The organism is Roseitranquillus sediminis, from assembly GCF_016918935.1.
GTDB classification, from domain to species: domain Bacteria; phylum Pseudomonadota; class Alphaproteobacteria; order Rhodobacterales; family Rhodobacteraceae; genus Roseitranquillus; species Roseitranquillus sediminis.
Window position 1 is genome coordinate 131,126 of record NZ_JAFFOB010000019.1, and the last position, 13,311, is coordinate 144,436.

A 13,311-nucleotide genomic window follows, 5' to 3' on the forward strand; every position below is an offset into this window, starting at 1 on the left:
AACGCGATGAGCGACGCTCTGCACATCGTCGGCGGCGGTCTCGCCGGTTCGGAAGCTGCATGGCAGGCCGCGGAGGCCGGCTGTGACGTCGTGATCCACGAAATGCGGCCCGCCGTCGGCACCTTCGCGCACAAGACTGGCAACTTGGCGGAGCTTGTATGCTCGAATTCCTTCCGCTCCGACGACGACGTTCATAACGCAGTTGGGCAACTGCACTGGGAGATGCGTTCGGCGGGTAGTCTCATCATGAATGCGGCCGACCGGCACAGGCTGCCAGCCGGGGGCGCGCTGGCCGTGGACCGCCACGGCTTTTCGGAGATGGTGACGTCCCTTGTGCGTTCCCATCCGCGGATCCGCGTCGAAAGCGCTGAATTAACGTCGCTTCCGTCCAGTGGCGACTGGATCTTCGCCACCGGGCCCCTGACCTCGGCTGCTCTGGGCGAGGCAGTCCGGCGCGTGACCGGCGAAGACAGCCTCGCATTTTTCGATGCCATCGCGCCCATCGTCTATGCGGACAGCGTCGACATGTCGGTGGCATGGGCGCAGTCCCGGTACGACAAGGGCGAGACGCAAGACGAGCGTACGGCCTACCTGAACTGTCCGATGGACAAGGGCCAGTACGAGGCGTTTGTCGACGCGCTACTGGCAGCCGACGCGGTAGATTTTCATGAAGGCGAGACCGCAGGCTACTTCGACGGCTGCCTGCCAATCGAGGTCATGGCGCAGCGCGGGCGAGAGACACTACGTTTCGGGCCCATGAAGCCGGTGGGGCTGACGAATGCGCACAGGCCGGACCGGAAGGCTTATGCAGTGGTGCAGCTGCGGCGCGACAACAGGTTAGGCACCCTCTACAATATCGTCGGGTTTCAGACCAAGATGAGGTACGGCGCGCAAACCGACGTCCTGAGGATGATCCCGGGTCTGGAGGCGGCCAGGTTCGCGCGGCTTGGAGGGATCCACCGCAACACGTTCCTGAACTCGCCGCGGCTCCTCGACGACCGGATGCGTCTCAGGAAGCAGCCGAACATCCGTTTCGCTGGCCAGATTACCGGTGTCGAGGGATACGTCGAGTCGGCGGCAATCGGCCTGCTTGCGGGACGATTGGCCGTTGCCGAACGCTTCGGCCTGGATGCCTCGGCTCCGCCGATGACCACTGCGACCGGCGCGCTTGTGCATCATATCTCCAGTGGTGCCGACGCCGCAACCTTCCAGCCGATGAACGTCAACTTCGGTCTCTTCCCTCCAATCGACGCCAAGGGCGGGCGCCGCAACCGTCGCGAGCGCTATGCCGCCTTCACCGAACGCGCGAAACGCGACTGGAACCAGTGGCTGGGGCAGCGGACAGAGACCGCAGCTTGACCATTCTGCCCCGCGGGAGCGACGGCTCGCGGCTCAGGACCCGCTTCGCGCCTTCACCGACCGGGCCGCTGCACCTTGGGCACGCCTACTCTGTCTGGATCGCCTCAAACCTGGCGACGTTCCATGGCGGAGAATTGCTGCTGCGCATCGAGGACATCGATCAGAGCCGCGCCCGCCCCGAGTGGGAGAATTTGATCCGGACAGATCTGGAATGGCTAGGAGTCAGATGGTCGGGCCCTGTCCTCCGTCAGTCCGAGCGAATGGAGCACTACCGCGCGGCACTCCAGCGACTTTGGGATATGGGCCTTCTTTACCCCTGCTCCTGCACGCGCGCGGACATCGCATCGGCCGTCTCGGCGCCACAGGAGGGGGTCCGGCTGGGGCCAGACGGCGTCGTCTATCCCGGAACATGCCGCGCCGCTCGCCGAGCCGGGCCACTGCCGGACTCGGCGCTGAGGCTGAACATGAGGAAGGCGATGCAAGCTATAGGTGCGGTTGAGTTTCTCGAACGAAACAGCCCCACGAGGTCTGTCACTCGCTCGGCCGATAACTTGATCTCGAGCGTCGGCGACGTGGTACTTGCGCGGCGCGGCGTAGGAACTTCGTACCACCTCTCGGTCGTACTAGATGACGCCGGCCAAGGGATCACCCATGTCGTGCGGGGCGAGGATCTCTTCGAGGCGACGGCTATCCACGTCGTTCTCCAGCGCCTGCTAGAACTGCCGACGCCCGTCTATCTACACCACGACCTTATCCGCGATGCCGACGGGCGCCGCCTCGCCAAGCGCCACGACGCGCGCGCCATCAGGGAGTACCGCGACCGCGGTGCCACGCCCGCGGACCTGCGACGTCTGGTCGGACTGCGTCAGGCGCCGCGCGCCATGATCTCGGCTTCGTCTCCGCCGCGCACCGCCGTATAGAAGCACGAGCGGCGGCCGGTGTGACACGCGGGCCCTTCCTGCCGGACGATGAGGAGCAGCGAGTCCCGGTCGCAGTCGATGCGGATCTCGCCCAGATGCTGCACGTTGCCGCTCGTTTCGCCCTTGCGCCAGAGGGCCTGTCGCGACCGCGACCAGTAGGTCACCCGCCCGGTCTCCAGCGTGGCTCTTAATGACTCGCGGTTCATCCAGGCGAGCATCAGAACCTCTCCCGTCTGCTCGTCCTGGGCGACGGCGGGAATGAGCCCGGCTGCGTCATAACGCAGCGTGGTCAGATCGAACGTCATCGCGACACCTTTGATCGGCCGTTGGCTGCGGCTAAGTAGAACATGCGCGGGACGGGAGAAAGCGATGTCGGACGCCGACCTCATCAAGCTCTATTCGGGTCAGATCCTCCAGCTTGCGGCCGACATACCGTATCTGGGGCGGCTGGAGTCCCCGCAGGCATCCGTTCGCAAGCGGTCACCGCTATGCGGCTCGACCGTGTCTGTCGATCTAAGGCTGGACGAACAGGGCCGGATTGCGGAATTCGCGCAGGACGTGAAGGCGTGTGCGTTGGGACAGGCTGCCGCGTCGGTGCTGGGCTCCGTCGCGATCGGCCGGACGCGCGCGGAGGTCGAGGCCGCGCGCGAACAGCTGCGGACGATGCTGAAGTCCGACGGACCGGATCCTGTAGCGCCCTTTGAGCAGCTCGGGGTGCTCAGGCCCGCGCGGGACTACAAGAACAGGCACGCGTCCATCATGCTGTCGCTTGACGCCACGGCCGAGGCGATGGCGCAGGCCGAGGACACCGCCTGCGCCTGACGTAAAAAAGCCGCCGCGCTTGTGGGAGCACGGCGGCAGGTCACGCCTCGGCAGCAGCGCGGCAGCCAGGGAGCGAGCCGCAGGAGGGACGCGATGTTTGCCGTCCCGAGGCGCGGGCAGATCAGATCAGCAGAGGAAGATGCAGCCCGACAACCAGCATGGCGACAATGGCGGCCACACCGGCGACGTCCGCAGCAACCTCGCCCTGCTGGAGGCCGGAAAGCTTGGCAATTACCTGGTGCATGGGCCGCTCCGCTTGATGTTCCTGCATTGTTCTCATCTCGGGAACCGTTTGTAAACCCTCCTGTGGGTCAGGCGACGCCGAGCAGGCGGATGGCCTCGTCCTGTCGCATCAGCCAAAGGAACGTACGCACCGCCCTGCCCCGGTCCGAGGCCAGATCGGGGTCGCGCTCCAACAGGAGGCGGGCATCGATCTGCGCCATCGCCATGAGGTCGGTCTGCCGCTCGGCATCCGCTATGCGGAACCTCGGGAGACCGGACTGTGCCGTGCCGATCACGTCTCCGGCGCCGCGCATCGCCAGATCCTCCTCTGCGATCTCGAACCCGTCCTCAGTGCGGCGCAGCAGCTCCAACCGGCGGCGCCCGCTTTCGGTCAGGGGCGGCTGGTACATCAGCAGGCAGGTCGACTTCTCGCTGCCACGCCCCACCCGCCCGCGAAGTTGATGGAGCTGGGCGAGGCCGAAAGTCTCGGCGCGCTCGATGACCATGATGCTCGCCTCGGGCACGTTGACGCCGACCTCGATGACGGTCGTCGCGACGAGCACGCTGGTCTCGCCGCTCACGAAGCGCGCCATGGCCGCGTCCTTTTCCGCAGGCGCCATCCGGCCATGGATCATGCCGACATGCGAGGCGCCGAGGGCGGCGCGGAAATCCTGGTAGCGCTCCTCGGCGGCGGCGAGGTCGGTCGCCTCGCTGACGTCGACCAGAGGGCAGACCCAGTAGGCGCGCCGCCCCTCGCCGATGGCCCGCCGCAGATGTCCGACTACCTCGTCGATGCGGTCGGCAGAGACGAGAGCGGTCGTGACCGGCTTTCGCCCCGGCGGTTTCTCGTCGATGATCGAGACGTCCATTTCACCGTAGTGCGCGAGCGCCAGCGAGCGCGGGATCGGCGTTGCCGTCATGACCAGGACATCGGCGGCACACCCCTTGCTGCGAAGCTCCAGGCGCTGCGCCACGCCGAAGCGATGCTGCTCGTCCACGATGGCGAGACGCAGGTCACGGAACTCGACGTCCTTCTGGAACACCGCATGGGTGCCGACCAGCACGTCGATCCGCCCCTCGGCGAGGTCTGAGAGGAGACGCGCGCGTGCTTGGCCGCTGTCACGGCCGGTCAGCACCTCCAGCCGGATGCCCGCCGCCTTGGCCAGCGGCCGCAGCCCATCGGCGTGCTGCCGCGCCAGGATCTCGGTCGGCGCCATCAGCACCCCCTGCCCGCCCGCCTCGACCGCCACCGCCAAGGCAAGCAGCGCCACCGCGGTCTTGCCAGAGCCGACATCCCCCTGCAGCAGGCGGTTCATGCGGATCGGACGGCCCAAGTCGTGCTCGATCTCACGCAGGCACCGCTCCTGCGCAGACGTCAGGGCGTATGGCAGCGCACCGCGGAGGCGCGAGGTCATCTGCCCGGTGCCGACACTCGGACGGCCTGCGGCGCGGCGACTGCGGGCGCGCGCAAGTGCCAACGTCATCTGGTGCGCGAAAAGCTCGTCATAGGCGAGTCGCCGCCGCGCCGCCGCTTGCGGACGCACGTCTTCCTGACTTCGGGGCCAGTGCGCTAGGCGGAGCGCCTCGCTCCAGTCCGGCCACCCCTCTCGCGTCAGCAAGTGCGGATCGGTCCATTCGTCTAGCTGCGGGAGGCGGTCCAGCACCGCGCGCGCGGCGTTGCGCATCAAGCGCTGCGTCACGCCGTTGGCGAGCGGATAGACTGGCTCGATCTCGGGGAGGTCGCCTAAATCCTCGGGCGCGACGATGTAATCGGGGTGCGCCATGCGCGCAATGTTGTCGTAGAGCTCGATGCGGCCCGAGACGATGCGGCGAGCGCCCAAGGGAAGCTGCTTGCGTATCCACTCGTCGCGCGGGTGGAAGAACACGATCTGGAACGTTGTCGCCGCATCGCGCACCGTCACGACATAGGGCCGTGCGCGCTTCAGCGGCGGTGCGTGCCGCTCGACCTCGACCTCCACGGTGACAACGCACGGTGCGACGGCGTCGCGGACCGAGCCGCGCAACGTCCGGTCGATGATGCCTTGGGGCAGCGTGAAGAGCATGTCGCGCGGCGTCTCGATGCGCAGGTTCGCCAGCGCCTTCGCGGTCTTGGCGCCGATGCCCGGCAGTCGCTCCAGCGACCCGAAGAGCGGGAACAGGATCTCGGGCCGGCCGCTCATTCGCCGCGGGCGAGCGCCATCCACCCATCCTCGTCGATCGTCTCGATGCCGAGTTCCGCCGCTTTCTTCGCCTTGCTGCCGGCGCCCGGCCCCGCCACGACAAGGTCCGTCTTCGCCGAGACCGAGCCGACCACGCGGGCGCCCAAGGCCTCGGCCCGTGCCTTGGCCTCGGCTCGCGTCATCTGCTCGAGCGTGCCGGTGAAGACAATCGACTTGCCGGAGATCGCGCTGGCTGCAGCGGGGCGAGCCACCTCTTCCACCGTCAGCTGCTTGACCAGGCGGTCGATCGACGCGCGCTCCTCGTCCTGCGCGAACGTGGTCACTAGAGACGCCGCGAGCACCGGCCCGACGCCGTCGGCGTCGATTAGGTCCGCCCATTCCGGCCCCTCGCCCACCTGCGCCTGCGTGACCGCCTGCTCAAACGCCTCCCAAGTCCCGTAGCGCCGGGCGAGCACCATCGAGGCGCTCTCGCCGACATGGCGGATGCCGAGCGAGAAGATCAGACGGTTGAGCGGGATCGTCCTGCGCCGCTCGATCGAGGCGAGCAGGTTCTGCACCGATTTCTTGGCCCAGCCCTGGCGCTGGCGCAGGTCGTCCCCGTACCGCGCGCCGAGCGTGAAGATGTCGGCCGGCTCCGCGATCCAGCCGTCACGGTAGAATTGCTCGACCTGCTTCGCCCCAAGGCCTTCGATGTCGAATGCCGCTCGGCTCACGAAGTGGCGCAGCCGCTCGACCGCCTGGGCCGGGCAGATCAGGCCGCCGGTGCAGCGGCGTACCGAGTCCCCCGCCTCGCGGATCGCCTGGGAGCCGCACTCGGGACACGCCTCCGGAAAGCTGAAGGGCTGCGAATCCACCGGCCGGCGGGTAAGGTCGACGTCGGAGATCTTGGGGATGACGTCACCGGCGCGATAGATCTGCACCCAGTCGCCCACGCGGATGTCCTTGCCGTCCCGGATCGGGTTGCCGGAGGAGTCGCGGCCGGCGATGTAGTCCTCGTTGTGCAGCGTCGCGTTCTGCACGACGACGCCGCCCACGGTCACGGGCTTCAGCCGCGCTACCGGGCTCAGCGCGCCCGTCCGCCCTACCTGGATGTCGATGGCCAAGAGCTGCGTCCAGGCCAGCTCGGCCGGGAACTTGTGCGCGAGCGCCCACCGCGGCGTCGTGGAGCGGTAGCCGAGCCGCGACTGCAGCGTCAGGTCGTCCACTTTGTAGACCACGCCGTCGATATCGTAGCCGAGCGTCGCGCGCTGCGCCTCGATCTCGCCGTAGTGCGCGAGCATCTCGTCGGGCCCGTCGCAGAGGCGCGCGAGCGGGTTGGTACGAAACCCAAGCTCCGCCAGACGCTCGATCGCCTTCATCTGCGTCTCGGCCAGAGCCGCGCTGACGGTGCCCCAGGCATAGGCGAAGAAGCCGACCGGCCGCTCGCGGGTGACTTCCGGATCGAGCTGGCGCAGCGAGCCCGCGGCCGCGTTGCGCGGGTTGGCGAAGAGGCGCCGGCCCGCGGCCTCCTGCCGCGCGTTGAGCTCGGCGAAAGCCACGTGGCTCATGTACACTTCGCCGCGCACCTCCAGAACCTCGGGCGCGCCTGACAGCCGGTCGGGGATGTCCGCCACCATCAGGGCGTTGCGCGTGACGTCCTCGCCCTCGGCACCGTCGCCGCGTGTGGCGGCGACGGCAAGGCGGCCGCTTTCGTAGCGCAGACTCAGCGAGAGCCCGTCGATCTTGGGCTCGGCAGTGTAGCGCAGCGGCTCATCTGGCATGAGCCCGAGATAGCGGCGGATGCGCTTGTCGAACTCCCGCACCTCGTCGGCTTCGAAGGCGTTGTCGAGCGAGAGCATCGGCCGCGCGTGCCGCACCTTGCCAAAGCCCTCGGAAGGGGCGGCACCGACCTGCTCGGACGGGCTGTCCGCCCTCTTCAAGAACGGAAAGCGCGCTTCGATGGCGGCGTTGCGGCGCTTCAGCGCATCGTAGTCGGCGTCGCTGATCTCAGGTGAGTCTTCGGCATGATAGGCGCGGTTCGCCCGGTCGAGCTGGCGGGCGAGCTCGGCGAGCTCGGTCTTGGCCTCCGCCTCGTCCAACTCCTCGACCGCCGTCCTGCCCATGTCCAACTCCGCCCGCGTGCGAGAGTGATAGGAGGCGCGCCCGCCTCCGTCCAGACATGCGAAAGGGGCCCGAAGGCCCCTTGCAGCATCCCCGCTTCGTGAGTCTCAGGCGATCTTGCGGCGTCCTTCCGCAGCCGGCTCGGCATCGCGCAAAACGTAACCCCTGCCCCAGACCGTCTCGATGTAGTTGTCGCCGCCGGTGGCTTGCGCGAGCTTCTTTCGCAGCTTGCAGATGAAGACGTCGATGATCTTCAGCTCCGGCTCATCCATGCCGCCGTAGAGATGGTTCAGGAACATCTCCTTGGTCAGCGTGGTGCCCTTGCGAAGGGAGAGGAGCTCCAGCATCTGGTACTCCTTGCCGGTCAGGTGGACCGGGGTGCCGTCGACGTCTACCGTCTTCGCGTCGAGGTTTACCGCGATCTTGCCGGTGCGGATGATCGACTGCGAGTGTCCCTTGGACCGGCGGATGATCGCGTGGATGCGCGCCACCAACTCCTCGCGGTGGAACGGCTTGGTCAGGTAGTCATCGGCGCCGAAGCCGAAGCCTTTGATCTTGTTCTCCGTGTCGTCGTTGCCCGATAGGATCAGGATCGGCGTGTCGACCTTGGCGAGTCGCAGCTGGCGCAGCACTTCGTGGCCGTTGATGTCGGGCAACCCGAGGTCCAGGAGGATCAGGTCGTAGTCGTAGAGCTTGGCCAGGTCGATCCCTTCCTCCCCAAGGTCCGTGGCATAGACATTGAGGTTGGCATGGGTCAGCATCAGTTCGATGCTCTTCGACGTGGTCGGGTCGTCCTCAACCAGCAGTACGCGCATTCCGATATCTCCGCAGTCATCCCCTCGCGATGGCGTTAACCTTAGACGCGCAGTGGTTAACCACACGTTACCATCATTTACACTTTATCTGCCTCAACTTTGAGTTGTCTATACCGCTGGCACGTGGTGGCTTTCAGCGCAATCTCTCCATGCTGTACGACGGCCTCCCGCCAAGCTTGCAACTCCTCGAAAGACAAGGAATATTTCGACATCGCCTCCTCCTCGCCGATGAGCCTGGCATCCAGCGCACGCACCACGGCGGCCTTGCGGCTCGCGACCCAGCGTCGGGTGTTCTCGGGAGGCAAATCTGCCCGTGTCATGATCGTTCCGTCCGGCAACGTCACCGCACGCGGCCCGTCCACTTTCCTCAGGTACATCTCGTCACCCCTCACTACAGCTTGGAGCTTTCGATGCCGTGCGGCGCCTTACCTTGCCGTAAAGCCGTCACTTGCGAATGTGGCGGATTTTCCTATATTTCCGACGGCTTTTTCCCGAAGGATGACTCATGGCCCTCGACAGCACCGCGCTGAACTCGCTCGGCTTCGCCAAGGCCCCGTCCGAGACGCGCGTCGTCGTCGCGATGTCCGGGGGCGTCGACAGCTCGGTCGTGGCGGCGGAGCTGGCGGCCGAGGGGTATGACGTCGTCGGCATCACGCTGCAGCTCTACGACCACGGCGCCGCGCTTGCGAAAAAGGGCGCCTGCTGTGCGGGGCAGGACATTCACGATGCGCGCCGCGTCGCCGAGCGGATGGGCTTTCCGCACTACGTCCTCGACTACGAGAGCCGCTTTCGCGACTCGGTCATCGGCGACTTCGCGGACGCCTACTTGGCCGGCGCGACGCCTGTGCCCTGCATCCGCTGCAACGAACGCGTCAAGTTCCGCGACCTGCTCGAGACCGCGCGCGACCTCGAGGCGGACTGCATGGCGACGGGCCACTACATACGGCGCGAGGTCGGTGCCGCGGGGCCTGAGCTGCACGTCGCCGCCGATCCGGCGCGCGACCAGTCGTACTTCCTGTTCTCGACCACGCCGGAGCAGCTGTCCTACCTGCGCTTTCCGCTCGGTGGCCTCGCGTCGAAAGCCGAGACGCGGGCGCTCGCGGGGAAACATGGTCTGCCGATCGCCGACAAGCCTGACAGCCAGGACATCTGCTTCGTGCCGAATGGCAACTACGCGGCCGTGATCGAGAAGCTGCGACCCGGTGCGGCTGATCCGGGCGAGATCGTGCACGCCGATGGCCGCGTTCTTGGCGCGCACCGCGGCGTCATCCACTACACCGTCGGCCAGCGGCGCGGCCTCGGTATCGGCGGCCTGAGCGAGCCGCTTTACGTCGTCAGGCTTGACGTCGACCGGCGCGAGGTGGTCGTCGGCCCGAAGGAGATGCTCGCCACGAGACGCGTCCCGGTGGCCGAGATCAACTGGCTGGGCGAAGGTGCGCTCGACGACGGGCCGCGCGAGATTTCGGTCAAGGTCCGCTCGACGCGGCCGCCGCGCGAAGCGACCCTGCGCCCGCTGTCGCCGGCTACGGCAGAGGTCGAGCTTTTGTCGCCCGAAGAAGGCGTGTCGCCCGGACAGGCCTGCGTTTTCTACGACACCGGCACCACGCGCGTGCTCGGCGGCGGCTGGATCGTCGCCGGCTAGGGCAGTCCGTCCAGCACCGCCCGCGCGGCCCGCAGCCCCGGCTCCGTCCCTCCGCGGCCCAAGCGCCTCATCGTCGTTTCCAGCGCCTCGATCTGCGGTGACGGATTCTCGAGCAGCCTCACCAGTGCACGCGCCATCAGGTCCGGGCGGCAGTCGGCGCCAAGGAACTCCGGCACCGCACGTGTTTCCGAGACAAGGTTCACGAGCGTGACGGTGTCGGTCCTGAGCATCCGCTTCAGGATCTGCCGGCTGATCCACGTCATGTCATAGCCGACGACCATTGGCGTACCTGCGGCGGCCAGCTCCAGCGTGACCGTGCCGGATTTGGCCAGCGCCACATCGGCAGCCTTGAAGGCAGCACGCCTTTCCTCCCGCTCGGTCACGATCAGCGGCGCGCCGGGCCATTCCGACGCCAGTTGCGCGACCTCGGCAGCGCGCTGGGGCAGCGCCGGCACCAGTACCCGCAAGTTCGGGTGGCGCTCCGCCACCCGGCGCAGCGTCGCGCCGAAGATCGGGGCCAGCCGCGCCACCTCACCGTGCCGCGAGCCGGGCAGGACCAGGACGACCGGCGCACCCGGCCCGAGCCTCGCACGCAGCGCCGCGACCTCGCTGTCGCTCGCCTGCCTTTCCGTCACGACGGGATGCCCGACAAAGTCGCAGCGCATTCCCTCTGCCTCCAAGTAAGGCGGCTCGAACGGAAAAAGCGCCAGCACCTGGTCCACCATCGGCGCCATCCTCATGGCGCGGCCCGATCGCCATGCCCAGACGGTTGGTGCGACGTAATGGACGGTGTGAACCTTCTGCCGGCTGCGGACCTTGCGGATCACGCGAAGCGAGAAGTCCGGGCTGTCGATGGTGATGAGGGCGTCGGGCCGTGCCTGGACCGCAGCGGCCGCTGTCTCTCCGATCCGCCGGCGCAGCAGGCGATAGCGCGGCAGGATTTCGGCGATACCCATGACCGAAAGGTCGTCCATCGGAAAGAGGCTCGTCAGCCCCTGCTCCGCCATCAGCGGCCCGCCCACGCCCTGCACCTCAAGGTCCGGCACGATGCTCCTGAGCCCGGCGAGCAGCGCCGCACCAAGCCGGTCCCCCGATGGCTCGCCCGCCGTGAGAAACAGCTTCACGAGGCGCGTACCCACACGAAGAGGCCGACCTCGTCGGCGGCCTCCGTCACCTCCGACCGGTCGAGCACCATGACGCCGCCCGCCTCGACGGCCAGTCCCGCGAGACCAGCTCGCGCCGCGGCCCTTACCGTTTTTGGACCAATGACCGGCAGGTCGACCCGCCGGTCCTGCCCCGGTTTCGGCGCCTTGCAAAGCACGCCGCGTCCATCGTGAGGTTCCGGCCGCCCCGGCACATCGCCCGAGAGTGTATCCAGCATCCAGTCGGTACCCGGGCCGGCCTCCACCGCGAGAACCTGGCCCTGCGCTACCGCAAGGCTCTGCCCGATGTCCGCCGCGCCGATCAGCCGTAGCACCTCAAAGCCGCGCGTAGCGTCCTCCTCGTCCTGCGGCGAGGGTCGCGCCCGGCTCAGGAGCCCGGTCTCCGGGAGCAGCGCCGGCGCGGCCTCCTGGGCCGGGAGCACGCGGAAACCTTCCTCCTCAAAGATGGAGATCACGGTGCGCAGCAGTGTGTCGTCGCCGGCGCGCATCGCGGGCGCCAGTCGCGTCATCGCGGTGCGCGTGAATCTGTCCATCTGTTCAAGCTCGAGCCGCGGCCGCCGCATCGCGCCCGCCAGCACCAGCTCGCCCACGTCGCGCGACCGCATGTCCGCGATCAGCCCGCCAAGCCGCTCAACTCGGAACGAGCGGGCGCTACGGCCGTCGGTGCCGAAGCCGACCCCTTCGGGAGCGTAGATGCAGGTATCGCTCGGCGACGCATCGGCGACGAGGTCCGCCAGCCGGCCGCGTCCGCCGACGATCGCGCGGCGATGTCTAGCCGGGCTTGAGGAAGGATCGGTCACTGTCGCTCAGGATGAAATCGACGATGGTGCGAACATAGTCGCTGTCGGTCTCGTCGGCCAGCCGGCGCGCCCGTTCCTGGAATGCACCTTCACCCTGCGCCAGCATCTGATATGCGGCGCGCAGCGCAGTAATGTCCGAGCGCGCGACGCCCTTGCGCTTCAGTCCGACGAGGTTCAGCCCGTCGAGCATTCCGCGCGGCGCCTGGACGAGACCGTAGGGGATGACGTCGTTCGTCACCATGGTGACGGCGCCGATGATCGCGCCGCGGCCGATCCGCACGAACTGGTGGATGCCCGACAGGCCGCCGATGATCACGTCGTCCTCGACCACCACATGGCCCGCGAGGGCGCTCTGGTTCGCGACGATCACCCGGTCGCCCACCTGCGCGTCGTGACCCACATGCGCGCCGGTCATGAAGAGGCAGTCGTCGCCGACGCGTGTCACACCGCCGCCACCCTCGGTGCCGGTGTTCATCGTCACGCCTTCGCGGATCCGGCAGCGGGCACCGACGATCAGCCGCGTGAGTTCCCCACGGTACTTGAGGTCCTGCGGGATCTCACCAACGCTTGCGAAGGGGAAGATGACGGTGCTTTCGCCAATCTCGGTACGGCCGGTCAAAACGACGTGCGACTTCAGCTCGACGCCCGCAGCCAGCCGCACGTCCGGACCGACCATTGAAAATGCGCCAACGATGACGCCGTCGCCCAGGACCGCGCCCTCCTCAATCACCGCCGAGGGATGAACTCGAGCTGACGGGTGGATTGCCGACGCGCTCACGCCTTCGGGAGGTCCATCATCGCGGTGAACTCTGCCTCGGCCGCGAGTTCGTCCCCGACTGTTGCGCGGCCCGTAAATTTCCAGACCTTCCCGCCGCCGCGCCGGGTCTCGACACGCATTGTGAGCACGTCGCCCGGCCGCACCATCCGGCGAAATTTCACCTGATCGATCCCCATGAAGTAGACGAGCATCGCCTTGTCGGCGAGCTTTATGGTCACGCCCACCATCACCGCCGCCGTCTGCGCCATCGCTTCGACGATCAGCACGCCAGGCATGACAGGCATCTCCGGGAAGTGCCCCTGAAAGTGCGGCTCGTTGGCGGTGACGTTCTTGATCCCGACGGCGCTCTGCGTGCCATCGATCTCCTCGACCCGGTCGACTAGCAGGAAGGGATACCGGTGCGGCAGGATCCGCCGGATCAGGGCGATGTCGGCGCTGGGCAATTCGCTCATCGGATGTCGCCTCGTGCTCGGATGCTGCGCGTCGTAGCAAGCACGCAGCATCCCGGCA

14 protein-coding genes are annotated in these 13,311 nt (G+C 67.4%); 4 read left to right on the top strand and 10 right to left on the bottom strand.

From position 1 onward, the window contains the following. Nucleotides 1-6 precede the first annotated feature (6 nt). Together trmFO and gluQRS are read left to right on the top strand one after the other, a co-directional pair. Nucleotides 7-1,359: a methylenetetrahydrofolate--tRNA-(uracil(54)-C(5))-methyltransferase (FADH(2)-oxidizing) TrmFO gene (trmFO, locus tag JM664_RS14155; protein WP_227420572.1), complete on the top strand. Its 1,353-nt coding sequence runs from the start codon at nt 7-9 to the stop codon at nt 1,357-1,359. After that, entirely contained in the window at nt 1,356-2,279 is a 924-nt protein-coding gene (gene gluQRS, locus JM664_RS14160) for a tRNA glutamyl-Q(34) synthetase GluQRS (RefSeq protein WP_406675803.1), read from the top strand. Before trmFO ends, gluQRS begins: the two co-directional genes overlap by 4 nt. Here gluQRS and hisI read toward each other — a convergent pair. Next, nucleotides 2,225-2,584, bottom strand: coding sequence for a phosphoribosyl-AMP cyclohydrolase (hisI, locus tag JM664_RS14165; protein WP_227420573.1), 360 nt, complete (start codon nt 2,582-2,584; stop codon nt 2,225-2,227). The two genes, gluQRS and hisI, sit on opposite strands and share 55 nt — an antisense overlap. A gap of 64 nt (nt 2,585-2,648) precedes the next feature. Here hisI and JM664_RS14170 point away from each other — a divergent pair, with 64 nt between their 5' ends. Continuing rightward, on the top strand, nt 2,649-3,101 hold the full coding sequence (locus tag JM664_RS14170) for an iron-sulfur cluster assembly scaffold protein (protein WP_227420574.1): 453 nt from the start codon (nt 2,649-2,651) through the stop codon (nt 3,099-3,101). Between the two features lie 121 nt (nt 3,102-3,222). Here JM664_RS14170 and JM664_RS14175 read toward each other — a convergent pair whose 3' ends face one another. The 5 genes from JM664_RS14175 to sciP all read right to left on the bottom strand — a co-directional run bounded on the left by JM664_RS14175 (nt 3,223) and on the right by sciP (nt 8,795). Continuing rightward, entirely contained in the window at nt 3,223-3,381 is a 159-nt protein-coding gene (locus JM664_RS14175; RefSeq protein ID WP_227420575.1) for a hypothetical protein, read from the bottom strand. A gap of 31 nt (nt 3,382-3,412) precedes the next feature. Beyond that, on the bottom strand, nt 3,413-5,503 hold the full coding sequence (recG, locus tag JM664_RS14180) for an ATP-dependent DNA helicase RecG (RefSeq protein WP_227420576.1): 2,091 nt from the start codon (nt 5,501-5,503) through the stop codon (nt 3,413-3,415). Continuing rightward, entirely contained in the window at nt 5,500-7,605 is a 2,106-nt protein-coding gene (gene ligA, locus JM664_RS14185) for an NAD-dependent DNA ligase LigA (protein ID WP_227420577.1), read from the bottom strand. Before ligA ends, recG begins: the two co-directional genes overlap by 4 nt. Before the next feature lie 105 nt (nt 7,606-7,710). Further along, nucleotides 7,711-8,418: a response regulator transcription factor CtrA gene (ctrA, locus tag JM664_RS14190; protein ID WP_227420578.1), complete on the bottom strand. Its 708-nt coding sequence runs from the start codon at nt 8,416-8,418 to the stop codon at nt 7,711-7,713. 77 nt (nt 8,419-8,495) lie between these two features. Further along, nucleotides 8,496-8,795 carry a CtrA inhibitor SciP gene (gene sciP, locus JM664_RS14195; RefSeq protein ID WP_227420579.1) on the bottom strand — a complete coding sequence of 100 codons (300 nt, stop codon included), beginning with the start codon at nt 8,793-8,795 and terminating at the stop codon, nt 8,496-8,498. A 128-nt stretch (nt 8,796-8,923) separates the two neighbouring features. Between sciP and mnmA the strand changes: the two genes are divergently transcribed. Continuing rightward, nucleotides 8,924-10,060, top strand: a complete 1,137-nt coding sequence (mnmA, locus tag JM664_RS14200) for a tRNA 2-thiouridine(34) synthase MnmA (protein ID WP_227420580.1) — start codon at nt 8,924-8,926, stop codon at nt 10,058-10,060. On the opposite strand, the gene lpxB is transcribed toward mnmA, so the two are convergent. Genes lpxB through fabZ form a run of 4 tightly spaced genes read right to left on the bottom strand, consistent with a single transcriptional unit; the run spans nt 10,057 to nt 13,253 of the window. Beyond that, a complete protein-coding gene (lpxB, locus tag JM664_RS14205; RefSeq protein WP_227420581.1) occupies nt 10,057-11,184 on the bottom strand; it encodes a lipid-A-disaccharide synthase in 1,128 nt (375 codons plus the stop codon). The genes mnmA and lpxB overlap by 4 nt on opposite strands. Continuing rightward, entirely contained in the window at nt 11,181-12,023 is an 843-nt protein-coding gene (locus JM664_RS18895) for an LpxI family protein (RefSeq protein WP_227420582.1), read from the bottom strand. The genes lpxB and JM664_RS18895 overlap by 4 nt, the downstream gene beginning before the upstream one ends. Next, nucleotides 11,995-12,753, bottom strand: a complete 759-nt coding sequence (lpxA, locus tag JM664_RS14215; protein ID WP_319637544.1) for an acyl-ACP--UDP-N-acetylglucosamine O-acyltransferase — start codon at nt 12,751-12,753, stop codon at nt 11,995-11,997. Before lpxA ends, JM664_RS18895 begins: the two co-directional genes overlap by 29 nt. Before the next feature lie 44 nt (nt 12,754-12,797). Continuing rightward, a complete protein-coding gene (gene fabZ / locus JM664_RS14220) occupies nt 12,798-13,253 on the bottom strand; it encodes a 3-hydroxyacyl-ACP dehydratase FabZ (protein WP_227420583.1) in 456 nt (151 codons plus the stop codon). Between the last annotated feature and the right edge of the window lie 58 nt (nt 13,254-13,311).

Bases quoted from the DNA above. Each gene is read 5' to 3' on its own strand.
- trmFO (WP_227420572.1), top strand. From the start codon at position 7: ATGAGCGACGCTCTGCACATCGTCGGCGGCGGTCTCGCCGGTTCGGAA.
- hisI (WP_227420573.1), bottom strand. From the start codon at position 2,584: ATGACGTTCGATCTGACCACGCTGCGTTATGACGCAGCCGGGCTCATT.
- JM664_RS14170 (WP_227420574.1), top strand. From the start codon at position 2,649: ATGTCGGACGCCGACCTCATCAAGCTCTATTCGGGTCAGATCCTCCAG.
- JM664_RS14175 (WP_227420575.1), bottom strand. From the start codon at position 3,381: ATGAGAACAATGCAGGAACATCAAGCGGAGCGGCCCATGCACCAGGTA.
- recG (WP_227420576.1), bottom strand. From the start codon at position 5,503: ATGAGCGGCCGGCCCGAGATCCTGTTCCCGCTCTTCGGGTCGCTGGAG.
- ligA (WP_227420577.1), bottom strand. From the start codon at position 7,605: ATGGGCAGGACGGCGGTCGAGGAGTTGGACGAGGCGGAGGCCAAGACC.
- ctrA (WP_227420578.1), bottom strand. From the start codon at position 8,418: ATGCGCGTACTGCTGGTTGAGGACGACCCGACCACGTCGAAGAGCATC.
- sciP (WP_227420579.1), bottom strand. From the start codon at position 8,795: ATGTACCTGAGGAAAGTGGACGGGCCGCGTGCGGTGACGTTGCCGGAC.
- mnmA (WP_227420580.1), top strand. From the start codon at position 8,924: ATGGCCCTCGACAGCACCGCGCTGAACTCGCTCGGCTTCGCCAAGGCC.
- fabZ (WP_227420583.1), bottom strand. From the start codon at position 13,253: ATGAGCGAATTGCCCAGCGCCGACATCGCCCTGATCCGGCGGATCCTG.